The organism is Burkholderia cepacia complex sp. TUM26381 (assembly GCF_057439935.1).
In genome coordinates, this window is the sequence record NZ_CM172006.1 from 3180657 (window position 1) to 3195999 (window position 15343).

Consider the following 15343-nt stretch of genomic DNA (forward strand, 5'->3'; position numbering starts at 1 on the left):
AGGATTAAAACAGCTTCACGGCCGTCATAAATCCGACGTAAAGTCGCCCCAAATCCGACCTAAATCGATTCAGGATAATCGCCTTGATCTCGATCAATAAAGAGCCTGCGCCGCCGTCCCCCCCGCGGCCGGCCCGCACGATCGGCTGGCGCGCGCGCATCGCCGCGTGGGCACGCGGACCGACCCTCGCCCGCGACATCACCCTGGTGCTGATCGTCAAGCTGATCCTCCTGATGTCGCTCAAATACGCATTCTTCAATCATCCGCAGGCCGAGCACATGTCGCTTCCGCCTGCCGCCGTCGCCGAGAAGCTGCTCTCGGTACCGGCGCCTGCATCCACCGAGGGAGACCACCATGATAAGTAGCGAAGTCGTCGATCTGTCACGTCTGCAGTTCGGCATCACGGCGCTCTACCATTTCCTGTTTGTGCCGTTGACGCTCGGCCTGTCCTGGCTGCTCGTCATCATGGAAGCCGTCTACGTGATGACCGGCAAACAGGTCTACAAGGACATGACCCAGTTCTGGGGCAAGCTGTTCGGCATCAACTTCGCGATGGGCGTGACCACCGGCATCACGCTCGAATTCCAGTTCGGTACGAACTGGTCGTACTACTCGCACTATGTCGGCGACATCTTCGGCGTGCCGCTCGCGGTCGAAGGCCTGATGGCGTTCTTCCTCGAATCGACATTCGTCGGCCTGTTCTTCTTCGGCTGGAACCGCCTGTCGAAGGTCAAGCACCTGATGGTCACGTTCCTCGTCGCGCTGGGCTCGAACCTGTCCGCGCTGTGGATCCTCGTCGCGAACGGCTGGATGAACAACCCGGTCGGCGCCGAGTTCAACTACCAGACGATGCGCATGGAGATGACGAGCCTGTTCGACGTGCTGTTCAACCCGGTCGCGCAGGTGAAGTTCGTGCACACGGTGTCGGCCGGCTACGTGTCGGCGGCGATGTTCGTGCTCGGCGTGTCGTCGTGGTACCTGCTGAAGAAGCGCGACGTCGACTTCGCGCTGCGCTCGTTCGCGGTCGCGGCCGGCTTCGGCCTCGCAGCGACGCTGTGCGTGATCGTGCTCGGCGACGAATCGGGCTATACGACCGGCGAAGTGCAGAAGATGAAGCTCGCCGCGATCGAATCCGAATGGGAAACGCAGCCGGCGCCAGCATCGTTCACGCTGATCGGCATTCCGAACCAGGAAGCACAGCGCACCGACTACGCGATCAAGATCCCGTACGCGCTCGGCCTGATCGCGACGCGCTCGATCGACGAACCGGTGATCGGCCTGCGCGAGCTCGCGAAGCACAGCGAGGAGCACATCCAGAGCGGGATGGTCGCGTACGGCGCGCTGCAGAAGATCAAGCAGGGCGACACGAGCGACGCGACCCGCGCGCTGTTCGACCAGCACAAGCAGTATCTCGGCTACGGGCTGATGCTCAAGCAGTTCACGCCGAACGTGGTCGATGCGACGCCCGAGCAGATCAAGGCCGCCGCGAAGAAGACGATCCCGCCGGTCGCGCCCGTGTTCTTCTCGTTCCGGATCATGGTGGCCCTCGGCTTCCTGTTCGTCGCGACGTTCATCGCCGCGTTCTGGTTCTGCGCGCGCCGCGAACTGCTGCAGGACAACCGCCGCTGGTTCCTGCGCTATGCGGTGTGGGCGATCCCGCTGCCGTGGATCGCGATCGAATTCGGCTGGATCGTCGCCGAGCTCGGCCGCCAGCCGTGGACGATCGCCGGCGTACTGCCGACGCACCTGTCCGCGTCGAGCCTGCAGCCGAGCGACCTGTACCTGAGCCTCGCGGGCTTCATCCTGTTCTATACGGCGCTGTTCGTCATCGAGATCAAGCTGATGTTCAAGTACGCGCGCCTCGGCCCGTCGTCGCTGCATACCGGCCGCTATCACCACGAAATCGCAGCCGCCAGCGAGCGCGCCCCGGCGTGAGCACGCACCTGAAACGGAACAAGGAATCGCTATGGACTATGCAACTCTCAAGCTGATCTGGTGGCTGCTCGTCGGCGTGCTGCTGATCGGCTTCGCCGTCACCGACGGCTTCGACATGGGCGCGACCGCGCTGCTGCCGTTCCTCGGCAAGACCGACGAAGAGCGCCGCATCATCGTCAACACCGTCGGCGCAACGTGGGAAGGCAACCAGGTGTGGCTGATCACGGCCGGCGGCGCGATGTTCGCCGCCTGGCCGCTCGTCTACGCGGCGTCGTTCTCCGGCTTCTACTTCGCGATGCTGCTCGTGCTGTTCGCGCTGTTCTTCCGGCCCGTGGGCTTCGACTACCGCAGCAAGCGGCCGGACCCGCGCTGGCGCGCGGGCTGGGACTGGGGCCTGTTCATCGGCGGCTTCGTGCCGGCGCTCGTGTTCGGCGTCGCGTTCGGCAACCTGCTGCAGGGCGTGCCGTTCAAGTTCGACAGCGACCTGCGCGTGACCTACTACGGCAGCTTCTGGGCGCTGCTGAACCCGTTCGCGCTGCTGTGCGGGCTCGTCAGCCTCACGATGCTCGTCGCGCACGGCGCCGCGTTCATCAAGATGAAGACCGACGGCGTGATCGCGCGCCGCGCCTCGATCGCACTGCGCGCGGCGTCGTTCCTCGCGGTCGTGCTGTTCGTGCTGGCCGGCGTGCTGGTGGCGTCTTATATCGGCGGCTTCCACATCACCCACGCCGCACCGACCGACACCGTCGCGAACCCGCTGCTCAAGGACGTCGCCGCCGGCTCGGGCCTGTGGCTCGCGAACTACAGCGAATTCCCGTGGATGATCGCGGCGCCTGTCGTCGGGATCGCAGGCGGCGTGCTCGCGCTGCTGCTCGCCGGCTCGAAGCAGGAGAAGACGGCGTTCTTCTGTACGGGCCTGATGATCGTCGGCGTGATCCTGACCGCGGGCTTCTCGATGTTCCCGTTCATCATGCCGTCGTCGCTCGACCCGCGCAGCAGCCTGACCGTGTGGGATTCGACGTCGAGCCACATGACGCTGCAGGTGATGCTGTTCGCGGTGATCGTGTTCCTGCCGCTCATCCTGATCTACACGAGCTGGGTGTATCGCGTGATGCGCGGCAAGGTCACGCACCAGACGCTCGAAGAGAACAAGCACTCGATGTATTGATGCATTGAACCGGGCCGGGGCGCACGCGCCCTCGCCCACCGTTTCGCAAGGAGTCGGACCATGTGGTATTTCAGCTGGATTCTCGGTATCGGCGTCGCGCTGTCGTTCGGCATCGTCAACGCGATGTGGCTCGAAGCGCGGCAGAAGGCGCAGGAAGCGCCCGTGCGCGCACGCCGCGACTGACGCCCGGCGCGCGCGGCCGATCGCGCGGCCGCCGTCCGGAACGAACCTCGCCTCGCGCGAGGTTTTTTTTCGTCCGGCCCCGCCGGACAGGTGCCGGGAGCCGATGCCAATTTAGCGCCAGATTGATACCACTTGAATACCAATAAAAGGTTTCATAAGATCTTTGGACACGGCCGCTGACAGGCCGATTCCTTCTGGGTGGGGGAGACATGCGAATCCCGTGTGTGGCGCGCGCCGGCGCGCCATGTCGACGTCCGCGTACGGCGGTGTCCGCCGTCGCGCTCGCGCTCGTGCGCGGCCGGCCGAACCGGGCCGACTGCGGTCGGCTTGCCGCCGCGGCAATTGCGGCGGGGCACCGATGATCATGCGCACACCGCCGCGCCGATCCGATCGGCACGCGTGCCCGCCTCCCGTTCCGTAACGCACGCCTCCGCGTGCAGATGGCGCGCGGTGCAGTCGCATCGCCACGCGTGCCGGTATCTCCCGCAGCTCCATTGAAAGACCCGAACGCCGCGACGTCGCCCCACGACGCCGCCAGGCCCCCTTTTTTTCAGGAGTTCGAATGAAGCGTACCTTGCCATCCCTTCTTGCAAGTCTGCTGATCGCGGTGCTGTCGCCAGCCGCGATTGCGGCCCAACCGGCGCCGGCCGCCTCCGGCGCGACCGCCGGCACCGCGCTGGCCACCGCGCAAGCCGCCAGCCTCGCGGCGCTGCTGTCGAACGGCCTCGCGTTGCGCGTCGCCGTCGACAACAACCACGCGGGCACGGCCGGCGTGCCGTGCGCCGATCTCGGCGCCGACGGCGCGGCCTGCGCGACGGGCCGCCTGATCCTGCAGAACCGCGGCCACCAGGCGATCGCCGACGGTGGCTGGAAGCTCTACCTGCACAGCATCCGCCGGCTGCTGCGGATCGACCGTCCGGGCTTCGCGCTGCGGCGGCTCACCGGCGACCTGTACGAACTGACGCCGCAGCCGGGCTCGGTGCGGCTCGCACCCGGCGAGCGCCTCGAGCTGCCGTTCGTCGCCGAATACTGGCTGCTGCGCTACAGCGACGTGATTCCGCGCCCGTATGTCGTCGTCGACGGCGCACCGCCTGCCGTGCTCCGCTACAACGACACCGACAACGAGCTGCGCTACGTCGAATCGCTGCCGGCCGACGCGCAGAACAACTCGACCGGCAATGCGCCGCCCGTGGCCGCGCGGCCGGATGCGAGCCGCGCGCTGCCGAGCGTGAAGCGCGAACAGCCGCTGCCCGGCACGCTCGACCTGCGCGGCGTCGAGCTCGCGCTGCCGGACCTGCCGGACGCGCAGGTCGCGGCGCTGCGCGAACGCGCGACGACTCTCGGGCTCGACGGCGCACGCATACCGGTTCGCGGCGCCGTCGCGCCGCGCCGGCTGCCGGCCGACATCGCGACGCCGGGCGGCTACCGCCTCGCGATCGGGCCGCGCGGCGTGCTGATCGAAGGCTACGATCGCGCGGGCCTCTACTACGGCGTGCAGACGCTCTACTCGCTCGCGCCGGCCGGCGGCGGCCCGATCCCGGCGATGCTCGTCGAGGATGCGCCGCGCTTTACCCATCGCGGGATGCACGTCGATCTCGCGCGCAACTTCAAGCACCCGGCGACGCTGCGCCGCCTGATCGACCAGATGAGCGCGTACAAGCTCAACCGCCTGCACCTGCACCTGTCCGACGACGAAGGCTGGCGCATCGAGATTCCCGGCCTGCCCGAGCTGACCGAGATCGGCGGGCGCCGCTGCCACGACCCGAGCGAGACGCGCTGCCTGCTGCCACAGCTCGGCTCGGGCCCCGACAACCGTTCGGGCGGCGGCTACCTGACGCGCGACGACTACGTGTCGCTCGTGCGCTACGCGGCCGCGCACTTCGTGCAGATCATCCCCGAGATCGACATGCCCGCGCATGCGCGCGCGGCCGTCGTGACGATGGAAGCGCGCTACCGGCGGCTGCATGCGGCCGGCCGCGAGCAGGAAGCGAACGCATACCGGCTGCTCGATCCGCAGGACACGACGAACCTGACGACGGTGCAGTTCTACGACCGGCGCAGCGACCTGAACCCGTGCGTGCCGGGCGCGCTCAATTTCGCGTCGAAGGTGATCCGCGAGATCGCGGCGATGCACGCGGACGCGCAGGCGCCGCTGCAGACGTGGCACTACGGCGGCGACGAAGCGAAGAACATCTTCCTCGGCGCGGGCTTCCAGCCGCTGAACGGCACCGACCCGAACAAGGGGCGCATCGATCTCGCCGCGCAGGACAAGCCGTGGGCGCGTTCGCCCGCGTGTACGACGCTGCTCCAGCGCGGCGAGATCAAGTCGATCGACGAGCTGCCGACGCGTTTCGCGAAACAGGTGAGCGCGGCCGTCAACGCGAACGGGATCGACACGATGGCCGCGTGGCAGGACGGCATCAAGCATGCGAACGGGCCGCAGGACTTCAGCACGCGCCACGTGATGGTGTCGCTGTGGGACACGATCTTCTGGGGGGCGTCGGACAGCGCACGCGACCTGAGCGGCAAGGGCTACCTGACGGTGCTCGCGCTGCCCGACTACCTGTACTTCGACTTCCCGTACACGCTGAACCCGCGCGAGCGCGGCTACTACTGGGGCTCGCACGCGACGGACGAGTACAAGGTGTTCTCGCTCGCGCCGGAGAACCTGCCGCAGAACGCCGAAGTGATGGGCGACCGCGACGGCAACCCGTTCGAAGTGACCGGCACGGGGCCCGCGCCGCGCATCGAAGGCATGCAGGGGCAAGCGTGGGGCGAGGTGATGCGCAACGACACCTTCCTCGAATACATGGCCTATCCGCGGCTGCTCGCGCTCGCCGAGCGCGCGTGGCACCGCGCCGACTGGGAGCTGCCGTATGCGGCCGGCGTGCGCTTCAAGCGCGGCGACACGCATCACGTCGACACGGCTGCGCTGCAGCGCGACTGGGCCGGCTTCGCGACACTGCTCACGCAACGCGAGCTGCCGAAGCTCGACCGGGCCGGTGTCGGTTACCGGAAGCCGACCTTCACGCTGACGAATCCGTGACCGGCTGAACGCTCGCGCGATGCGCGATGCGGGCGAACGCATCGCCCCCTCGCCCGCCCAAAAGAAAAACGGCTTGCGACGCATCGCAAGCCGTTTTCGTTTTACCGCCTGGCCGAATCCGCCACGCGGATCCGGCCGGCTTCATCGCATCATGCCGGTTGCACGGCGGCGCCGCCGCCCGACGGCGGCAGGCGCGCGCCAAGCTGTTCGGCATAGCGTGCGGCCGCGTTGCCGCAGACGATGTGGAACGTGTCGAGCGACACCCAGGCGACGTCGAGCGCACCGAGGCGATCGCGATCGACCGCCGACGGATCGCGCACGACAACGCGCAGGCGCGTGGTCGCCACTGCATCGAGCGATGCGACGTTGGTCGCGCCGCCGAACACCGCGAGCCAGCGCGCCGGCTCCGGATCGAGCGGGCCGGCGGCCGCGCCCGTGACGGGCTGCGCAGCAGCCGCCGTCGCGGTCGACGCGGCACCCGTCGCGCCGCTGCCGATCGCGGCACGCATTTCGTCGGCGATGATGTCGGCCTCCGGCCCGATGATCACCTGCACGCTGTTGCCGCCGCGCTTGAGCACGCCGCGCGCACCGATCGACTTCAGTTCCGGCTCCGAGACCTTCTCCGGATCGACGACGGTCAGGCGCAGGCGCGTCGTGCAGGCGTCGACGACCGACAGGTTGCCCGCGCCGCCGAGTGCGGCGATGTAGCGCTGCGCGCGCGGTGCGGCGGCCGTCGCAGCGGCGCCCGCAGCCGGTGCGACGAAGCCGCCCGATGCGTACGATTCGGCAGCCGCATCGGCCGATGCCGGCTCGCGGCCCGGCGTCGCCATGTTGAACTTGCGGATGAAGAAGCGGAACAGCCCGTAGTACGCGACGCCATACGCGATGCCGAGCGGGATCGCGATCCAGCCCTTCGTCGACAGCCCGTAGTTCAGCACGTAGTCGATCGCGCCGGCCGAGAACGTGAAGCCGAGCTTCACGCCGAGGATCTGGCAGACTGCGAGCGACAGCCCCGTCAGCACCGCGTGGATCACGTACAGCACCGGCGCGAGGAACATGAAGCTGAATTCGATCGGCTCGGTCACGCCGGTCAGGAACGACGTGAGCGCCATCGAGAACAGCAGGCCGCCGACCATCGCGCGGCGCTCCTTCGGTGCCTCGTGCAACATCGCGAGACACGCGGCCGGCAGGCCGAACATCATGATCGGGAAGAAACCGGCCATGAAGGTGCCGGCGGTCGGGTCGCCCGCGAAGAAGCGGTGCAAGTCGCCGTGCACGATCTCGCCGCCGGCGGGCGGCGTGAAGTTGCCGAACACGAACCACGCGAGCGAGTTGATGATGTGGTGCAGGCCCGTGACGAGCAGCAGGCGGTTCAGGAAGCCGAACACGAACGCCCCGATCGCGCCCGCCGTCGTCAGCCATTGGCCGGCCGCGTCGATCAGATGCTGGACCGGCTGCCACACGTACCCGAACACGATGCCGAGTATCACGCAGACCAGCCCCGTTATGATCGGCACGAACCGTTTGCCGCCGAAGAACGCGAGGTAGTCCGGCAGCTTGATGTCCTTGTAGCGGTTGTACAGCAGGCCCGCGACGACACCCGCGATGATCCCGGACAGCACGCCCATGTTCAGCTTGGGATCGATGTCCTTCATGATCGCGGTTTCGATCAGGTAGCCGATCGCGCCCGCGAGCGCTGCCACGCCGTTGTTGTCCTTCGCGAAGCCGACCGCCACGCCGATCGCGAACAGCAGCGGCAGGTTGTCGAAGATCGCACCGCCGGCATCGGCGATCATCTTGATGTTGAACACGTCCGGCTGGCCGAGTCGCAGCAGGATGCCGGCGACCGGCAGTACCGCGATCGGCAGCATCAGTGCCCGGCCCAGGCCCTGTATTTTCAGAAACGGATTCCCGTTCATTCAGTCCTCCAATCCTTGTCTCGTCATTAATCGTCGTTGAGCTGATGGCTTTCGTCGTAATACGGGTCGCGAACCTGCCGCCGACGGTCAGTCGAGCGGCCAGACCTCGCGACTTGCTGCCCTTACCGCCTGTGCCGAATCGAGCGCGAGCAGATCCTGCGCGCGCTGACGGCACAACTGGTAATCGAGACGGCGCACACGCGCCTTGATGCCCGGCACCGACACGGGGTCGACCGACAGTTCGGTCACGCCGAGGCCCACCAGGACCGGCACCGCGAGCGGATCGCCGCCGAGCGCGCCGCACACGCCGACCCACTTGCCGTGCTTCGCGGCGCCGCGCACCGCGATGTCGATCAGGCGCAGCACGGCCGGATGCAGGCCGTCGGATTGCGCGGCCAGATCGGCCTGGCAGCGGTCCATCGCGAGCGTGTATTGGGTCAGGTCGTTGGTGCCGATCGACAGGAAATCCGCGTGCTGCGCGAGCTGGTCGGCCAGCAGCGCGGCCGACGGCACCTCGATCATCACGCCGACTTCGATCGGCTCGGTGCGGCCCTGCGCACGCGCGAATTCGTCGATGCGCTTGCGCAGCCGCACGAGCTCGCCCGCGTCGGTCACCATCGGCAGCAGGATGCGCACCGCGCCGAGCGGCTTCACCGCGAGCAGGCCCTGCAATTGATCGTCGAGCAGATCGGGGCGCACCTGCGCGAGGCGGATGCCGCGCAGGCCGAGCGCCGGGTTCGGTTCGGGCGGCAGCGTCAGGTAGTCGACTTCCTTGTCTGCGCCGACGTCGAGCGTGCGGATGATCGCGGTGCGGCCCTGCAGCGCGTCGACGATCGACTGGTAGCTCTGCTGGTGTTCGACGACCGTCGGCGCAGCCTGGCGATGGATGAACATCAGTTCGGTGCGCAGCAGGCCGACCGCGTCCGCGCCGTTGTCGACCGCGGTGTTCGCATCGTCGAGCGTCGCGATGTTCGCGGCGACCTCGATCGCGCGGCCGTCGACCGTTGCTGCGGCTTCACCGGCGAGTTGCCGGTTCGCCTCGCGCACGCCGTCCAGGCGCTGGCGCTCGTGCCGCGCGCGTTCGACGTCGAGCGCGGTCGGTGCATGTTCGAGCCGGCCGGCGCTCGCATCGACGACGACCTGCGTGCCGTCGGGAATCGCGTACAGCGCATCGCCGACCGCGACCAGCGCCGGAATGCCGAGCTGTCGCGCAATGATCGCCGCGTGCGACGTCGCGCCGCCGCGCGCCATCACGAGCGCGGTCACGCGCTGGCGATCGAGCGACGACAGGTCGGACGGCGTGAATTCCTCGGCCGCGAGCACGGCCTCGTCGGGCAGCGCACGCGCGGCGCCGTTCGTGTGGCCGAGCGCACGCAGCACGCGCTTCTCGATGTCGCGCAGGTCGGCTGCGCGTTCGGCGAGCAGCGCGTCGTCGAGCTTCGACAGCGTATCGATCTGCGTGCGGATCGTCGCGCGCCACGCGAAACCCGCGCTCTTGCCGAGGCTGATCAGGTCGCGCGCTGCGTCGATCAGCGTCGGGTCCTCGAGCAGCACGCGATGCACCGCGAAGATGCCCGCTTCGCCGACCGCCCCGCGCGCCGATGCGTTGCGCACCGTTTCGTCGAGTTCGGCGTCGACCGCCTTCAGTGCCTGGTCGAGCTGGCGGCTTTCCGTCGCCGGCGTGCCGGCAGCCTGCTCGGGCGGCACGATTTCCGCGTCGTCGAGACGCACCAGCGTGCCGACTGCGATGCCGGGCGCCGCGCACACGCCGGCGAGCGTGTTCGGGTCGATCTGCGCGCCGGTGTTGCGCGCGATCGTCTGCGGCACGGGCGACGTCATCCGCGCCGGCTTTTCCTCGACTTCGCCGTGCGCTTCGCGCAGCAGCTCGTGCTCGACTGCGTCGACCGCCTGTTGCGCATGCGCGCCGCGGCCAACCAGTTCGACCGTCGCACCTTCGCCGGCGCCCAGGCCGAGCAAGCCGACGACGCTCGCGATCGATGCCTTGCGGCCGTCGAACAGCACGTCGACGGTCGCGTCGAACCCGCGCACGGCTTCGCGCGCACGCGCGGCCGGCCGCGCATGCAGGCCGCCCGGCTGCGCGAGCACGATCTCGCGGCGCACTTCGTTCATGGCCGCCGCGCCGGTCTGTGCCGCCTGCGCAGCGGCTGCGCCCTTGCCGCGCAACGCGAGCAGCGGCGTCTCGCCAGCGGTCGCGAAACCGCTCGCACGGTCGACGACCTCGAACGCGTCGGAGTTCGCGATCGCGATCACCGACACGAGCGAATGCGCGCTGCGCGCCACCGCGTCCTGATCGAATTCGATCAGCAGCGTGCCCGCGTCGACACGCGCGCCGGCTTCGACGTGTGCGATGAAGCCCTGCCCGTTCAGCTCGACGGTATCGATGCCGATGTGCAGCAGCACTTCCGCGCCTTGCGGCGTCGTGATCGTCACCGCGTGGCCCGTGCGCGCGAGATGCGACACGACGCCCGCGCACGGTGCGACGAGTTTGCCCGCGAGCGGGTCGATGCCGATGCCGTCGCCGAACATCCCGCCGGAGAACACCGGATCGGGCACGTCGGCCAGCGCGACGATCGGCCCCGTCAAGGGGCTAAGCAGGACGATCTGATCGTGGGTGGGACTCTTCAACTGGGACTCCTCGGCGCGTCTCATCGGCTTTCTCGGCTATCAGTGCGTTTCGGTGACTTTGTTCAGGTGGCGCGGCGTGTCGGGATTGCGGCCGCGCGCGACGGCGAGATCCGCCGCCATCACGTAGAACGAAAGAATGGCGGCGATCGGGTCGAGCGCCGAATGGGCGGACTGCGCAAGCGGCAGCGTCGCGCCGGGGGTGCCGGCGGGCGCCGCGAGCAGCACGGCCGCGCCGCGGGCGCGCATGTCGGCGGCGAGCTGCAGCAGGCCGGCCTGCTCGGGCCCGGGCGGTGCAAACACGAGCAGCGGATAGTCGCGGTCGATCAGCTCCATCGGGCCGTGACGGACTTCGGCGCTCGAGAACGCTTCAGCCTGGATGCCGGACGTTTCCTTCAGCTTCAGCGCGGCTTCCTGCGCGATCGCGAGGCCGAGACCGCGGCCGATGACGATCATCCGCTCGACGCCCGCGAGCGCGGCAACCGCCTGCGACCAGTCGAGCCGGCCGGCCTGCGCGAGCACGTCGGGCAGCCCGCGCAACGCGGTCATCAGCGCGGCGTCGCGCTGCCAGTAGGCGACGATCTGCGCGGACAGCGACAGCATCGCGATATAGCTCTTCGTCGCGGCGACCGACAGTTCGGGGCCGGCGAGCAGCGGCAGCTGGTGCTCGCACGCGTCGGCGAGCGGCGACGGCAGCACGTTCACGGCGGCAACGGTGCGTGCGCCGGCTTCGCGCAGCGCGGCCATCGTGTTGACGAGATCGGGGCTCTTGCCCGACTGGGAAAAGGCGATTGCAAGCTGGTCCTGCACCTTCAGCGGCGCCTGCTGCAGCGTCGCGACCGACATCGGCAGCGATGCGACCGGCACGCCGAGGCGGCTCATCGTCAGGCTCGCGAAATAGCTCGCGGCGTGATCCGAGCTGCCGCGTGCGACCGTCAGCGCGACGGCCGGCGGGTGATCGAGCAATTGACCGGCAAGCGCTTCGACGCGCGAGGTGTCGGCGATCTGCGCGGCGACGACCTGGGCGGACTCGCGCGCTTCCTTAAGCATATTCGACAATCGATTCTCCTTCGACGTAGGTCGCGGTGAGGTTCAGGTCGCGGTCGAACACCGCGAGGTCGGCCCATGCGCCGCGCTCGAGGCGGCCGCGATCGGTGACGCCGAGGTAGTCGGCCGCGTAGCGCGACATCCGGTTCGACACGTCGGCAATCGGCAGGCCGAGCGATACGAGGTTGCGCAACGCCTGGTCCATCGTCAGCGTGCTGCCGGCAAGCGTGCCGTCGGCCAGCCGCACGCCGCCGAGGCACTTCGTCACGTGCTGGCTGCCGAGCCGGTATTCGCCGTCGGGCATGCCCGTTGCGGACGTGCTGTCGGTCACGACGTACAGGCGCGGGATCGCGCGCAGCGCGGCACGAATCGCACCCGGATGCACGTGCAGCAGGTCGGGGATGATTTCCGCGTATTCGGCGTGAGCAAGCGCCGCGCCCACGAGGCCCGGGTTGCGGTGGTGCAGCGGCGACATCGCGTTGAACAGGTGCGTGAAACCGCATGCGCCGTGCTTGAGCGCGGCGACCGCGTCGTCGTAGGTCGCGAGCGAGTGGCCGAGCTGCACGCGTACGCCGCGCGCGGCCATCTCGCCGATGATCTCGATGTGGCCCGCGATTTCCGGTGCGAGCGTGACGACGCGGATCGGCGCGATCGACAGGTACTTCAGCACTTCGTCGAGCACGGCCGACACGGCCGCGTCGGGCTGCGCGCCGAGCTTGCCGGGGTTGATGTACGGCCCTTCGAGGTGCACGCCGAGCACGCGCGAGCCGCCCGGCGTGCGCGTACGCGCAACGCTGCCGAGGTTCGCGACAACCTGCATCAGTTCGTCGCGCGGCGCGGTCATCGTCGTCGCGAGCAGGCTCGTCGTGCCGAACTGCGCGTGCGTGCGGACGATCGTCTCGATCGCGTCGCCGCCTTCCATCACGTCGGCGCCGCCGCCGCCGTGCACGTGCAGGTCGATGAAGCCGGGCAGGATGTACGGCGCGTCGTTCTTCGCGGGATCGACGGGCTTGCCGTCGAGCGTGGTGATGCGGCCGTTCTCGCTATCGAGCGATCCGTAGATCCAGCCGTCGGGGGTGAGGATGTTTCCAGTCAGCATGACGTTCTCTTGATGATCTGGTGACGCGTGCATCCGCGTCGTGATTTGCAAATTCGTGTCGTTGCTTCGCGTGCCGCGCGCGGGCAGTCTCGCGCGTCAGCGTTTCAGTTCGGCGACGAAGTCGTAGTAGTCGTCGCGGCAATACGTTTCGCTCACTTCGATCGCGCGCTGGTCGGCGCCGTAGCCGATTCGCGTGATCACCAGCAGTGCCGAGCCCGGCTTCACCGCCATCCATTTCGCGATCGCGTGCGTCGCGTTCGCCGCGCGAAAGTGCTGCAACGCACGCACGACGGTCATGCCGCGCGCGTCGAGGTATTCGTACAGCGACGCGCCGAGCACCTGTGGATCGGGCACCACCGCAGCCGGCAGCGTCGAGTGCTCGACCGCCATCACGATGCCGTCCGCGCGGCGCAGCCGTTCGAGCCGAGCAACCGTCGCACCCGGCGCGAGGCCGAGACGCGTGATCTCGTCGCGGCTCGCGGCGCGCAGCGTGCGCGACAGCCACACCGAATCGGGCACGAAGCCGCGCTGCTGCATCTTCGCGGTGAAGCCGACGAGACGCGACAGCGGATCGGCCACGCGCGGCGTGATGAAACTGCCCGCCCCGCGCGCCCGCTTGATCAATCCCTGCTCGACCAGCAGCGCCAGTGCACGGCGGGCCGTGATCCGCGATACGCCGACCGACACCGACAGCAGCCGCTCCGACGGCAGCGCCTCGCCGGCCCGCCACGCGCCGCCGTGGATCGCGCTCGCCAGGTTGCGGGCGAGCTGCAGATAGAGCGGCGTATCGTTGAGCGGATCGGGCGCCAGTTCGGACCAGCCGGTTTCCATGTGCCTCCGGGTGTCGGACGACGACCTCGGGCCGTCGAAAGTGAACGCATTATATAACCACCATAATACCAGTCAACGAACTGGTATTAGCGTCGTGAAAATCCCCGCAAGCCTTGCCCGGCAAGCGTTTTAGCACCAGCAAAGCCTTTGTTTACAACGTGATGCAGGATAGGGATTTACCCGGATTGGTATGCAAGGGGACAGTTCCGGTGCGTGGCCGGGCCGGGTTTCGGGTGCAAATATGAGACCGGAATAGAACCAGTTGGGCGGACTGGTATGCATCGGCGGCGGGGGTGCCGGTGCGACGGGGACAGGCGGACCGGCCGGCGCCGGAAGGGCCGCGGGCAAACTCCGTGCAATCGTGGCGTAGGACGAACGTTCACCTCGGCCGAATCTCGCGCTGCCGTCGGCCGGCCCGATCCGCATCCGGCACGACGCGGACGCCCGCGCGCATCGCCTCCTACTCGGCCGTCCTTCTCCACGACCGGAACAGATCCAGCAGCGCACGGCATGGCGCCGACGTCGCTCCGCCCCGCCGCCACACCGCCCCGACGTCCATCGTCGGCACGGTCACGCTGAGATTGCGGCGGCTGATCCGGTTTCCTTCCAGGGACCAGGGCCGGTACACGAGATCCGAGAGTATCGTCACCCCTTGCCCGAGCGCGACGAGGCTTCTCACGGCCTCGATCGATTTGCTCTGCATCCAGACGTTCGGCGTGATCCCGTAGCTCCCCCAGTACTTGCCGACGGTTCGCAGGTGCTCGTCCATGTCCAGCAGCAGATAGTTCTCGCGCGCGACGTCTTCGAGCGTGACGCGATGGGCGTCCTGCAGCGGATGATCCGGATGAGTCCACAGCCGGCGCGGCGAACGAAGCATCGTCTCGTATTTCAGGTCGCCGACTTCCGCGGTGTTCGACACCAGCAGCAGCGCAATATCGAGGCGATCGTCGACCAGCATCTCCTCGATTGCTTCGCGTTCGCTTTCGACGATGCTCACGCTCAGGTTGCCGAACCGCCGCGAAATGGCGGACATCAGCGACGGCATCAGATACGCCGAGATGGTTTCGGTCATCCCGATACGGACATGCCCCGAGATTTGCTCGGGGTCCTCCTGCGCGGCTGAAACGGCGCGGTCGATGGACATCGTCGCGTGCTGCACATGACGCAGAAACCGCTCGCCGGCCGGTGTCAGACGGACGCCTTTCGCATGACGCAGAAGCAGCGTGACGCCGACCGCATCCTCGAGTTTCCGCAATGCGATCGTCATCGACGATTGAGACACCGAACAAAGATTGGCCGACTTCGAAATTTGCCCCGTATCGGCAACGGAGACGAAGTATTCGATCTGGCGCAGGGTGATGTGCGTGTTCAAGGGAAAGGATCCGGGAGGTCCGGGCAACGCAGGATCAGCGTTGCCCCGAAGGCGCGGACAGTACACCAGATCGACGGTCGCGATATTGATTCAATATATA

At 68.0% G+C, this 15343-nt stretch carries 11 protein-coding genes; 5 read left to right on the forward strand and 6 right to left on the reverse strand.

Going from position 1 to position 15343, the window contains the following annotated elements; all coding sequences use genetic code 11:
- Nucleotides 1-83 precede the first annotated feature (83 nt).
- The 5 genes from cydP to ACWMMN_RS14980 all read left to right on the forward strand — a co-directional run bounded on the left by cydP (nt 84) and on the right by ACWMMN_RS14980 (nt 6332).
- Nucleotides 84-365 carry a cytochrome oxidase putative small subunit CydP gene (gene cydP / locus ACWMMN_RS14960; RefSeq protein ID WP_059233154.1) on the forward strand — a complete coding sequence of 94 codons (282 nt, stop codon included), beginning with the start codon at nt 84-86 and terminating at the stop codon, nt 363-365.
- Nucleotides 355-1935: a cytochrome ubiquinol oxidase subunit I gene (locus ACWMMN_RS14965; protein WP_174916179.1), complete on the forward strand. Its 1581-nt coding sequence runs from the start codon at nt 355-357 to the stop codon at nt 1933-1935. Before cydP ends, ACWMMN_RS14965 begins: the two co-directional genes overlap by 11 nt.
- Before the next feature lie 31 nt (nt 1936-1966).
- Entirely contained in the window at nt 1967-3103 is a 1137-nt protein-coding gene (gene cydB, locus ACWMMN_RS14970) for a cytochrome d ubiquinol oxidase subunit II (RefSeq protein WP_059233152.1), read from the forward strand.
- A gap of 60 nt (nt 3104-3163) precedes the next feature.
- Nucleotides 3164-3286 carry a cytochrome bd-I oxidase subunit CydX gene (gene cydX, locus ACWMMN_RS14975; protein WP_059233151.1) on the forward strand — a complete coding sequence of 41 codons (123 nt, stop codon included), beginning with the start codon at nt 3164-3166 and terminating at the stop codon, nt 3284-3286.
- A 562-nt stretch (nt 3287-3848) separates the two neighbouring features.
- Nucleotides 3849-6332: a family 20 glycosylhydrolase gene (locus ACWMMN_RS14980; RefSeq protein WP_059233150.1), complete on the forward strand. Its 2484-nt coding sequence runs from the start codon at nt 3849-3851 to the stop codon at nt 6330-6332.
- A gap of 149 nt (nt 6333-6481) precedes the next feature.
- Here ACWMMN_RS14980 and nagE read toward each other — a convergent pair whose 3' ends face one another.
- From nagE to ACWMMN_RS15010, 6 genes are all read right to left on the reverse strand, one after another.
- Entirely contained in the window at nt 6482-8251 is a 1770-nt protein-coding gene (gene nagE / locus ACWMMN_RS14985; RefSeq protein WP_059233149.1) for an N-acetylglucosamine-specific PTS transporter subunit IIBC, read from the reverse strand.
- Nucleotides 8252-8338: 87 nt separating this feature from the next.
- Nucleotides 8339-10921 (reverse strand): phosphoenolpyruvate--protein phosphotransferase, encoded by a 2583-nt coding sequence (gene ptsP / locus ACWMMN_RS14990; protein ID WP_059233148.1) that lies wholly within the window; start codon nt 10919-10921, stop codon nt 8339-8341.
- Nucleotides 10922-10936: 15 nt separating this feature from the next.
- A complete protein-coding gene (locus ACWMMN_RS14995; protein WP_059233147.1) occupies nt 10937-11944 on the reverse strand; it encodes an SIS domain-containing protein in 1008 nt (335 codons plus the stop codon).
- On the reverse strand, nt 11937-13040 hold the full coding sequence (gene nagA, locus ACWMMN_RS15000) for an N-acetylglucosamine-6-phosphate deacetylase (RefSeq protein ID WP_059233146.1): 1104 nt from the start codon (nt 13038-13040) through the stop codon (nt 11937-11939). The genes ACWMMN_RS14995 and nagA overlap by 8 nt, the downstream gene beginning before the upstream one ends.
- A gap of 96 nt (nt 13041-13136) precedes the next feature.
- Nucleotides 13137-13871 (reverse strand): GntR family transcriptional regulator, encoded by a 735-nt coding sequence (locus ACWMMN_RS15005; RefSeq protein WP_059233145.1) that lies wholly within the window; start codon nt 13869-13871, stop codon nt 13137-13139.
- Between the two features lie 460 nt (nt 13872-14331).
- Nucleotides 14332-15243 (reverse strand): LysR family transcriptional regulator, encoded by a 912-nt coding sequence (locus tag ACWMMN_RS15010; RefSeq protein ID WP_059233144.1) that lies wholly within the window; start codon nt 15241-15243, stop codon nt 14332-14334.
- Nucleotides 15244-15343: the final 100 nt, after the last annotated feature.

Bases quoted from the DNA above. Each gene is read 5' to 3' on its own strand.
- ACWMMN_RS14980 (WP_059233150.1), top strand. From the start codon at position 3,849: ATGAAGCGTACCTTGCCATCCCTTCTTGCAAGTCTGCTGATCGCGGTG.
- cydB (WP_059233152.1), top strand. From the start codon at position 1,967: ATGGACTATGCAACTCTCAAGCTGATCTGGTGGCTGCTCGTCGGCGTG.
- ACWMMN_RS14995 (WP_059233147.1), bottom strand. From the start codon at position 11,944: ATGCTTAAGGAAGCGCGCGAGTCCGCCCAGGTCGTCGCCGCGCAGATC.
- nagE (WP_059233149.1), bottom strand. From the start codon at position 8,251: ATGAACGGGAATCCGTTTCTGAAAATACAGGGCCTGGGCCGGGCACTG.
- ACWMMN_RS14965 (WP_174916179.1), top strand. From the start codon at position 355: ATGATAAGTAGCGAAGTCGTCGATCTGTCACGTCTGCAGTTCGGCATC.
- ACWMMN_RS15005 (WP_059233145.1), bottom strand. From the start codon at position 13,871: ATGGAAACCGGCTGGTCCGAACTGGCGCCCGATCCGCTCAACGATACG.
- cydX (WP_059233151.1), top strand. From the start codon at position 3,164: ATGTGGTATTTCAGCTGGATTCTCGGTATCGGCGTCGCGCTGTCGTTC.
- nagA (WP_059233146.1), bottom strand. From the start codon at position 13,040: ATGCTGACTGGAAACATCCTCACCCCCGACGGCTGGATCTACGGATCG.
- ptsP (WP_059233148.1), bottom strand. From the start codon at position 10,921: ATGAGACGCGCCGAGGAGTCCCAGTTGAAGAGTCCCACCCACGATCAG.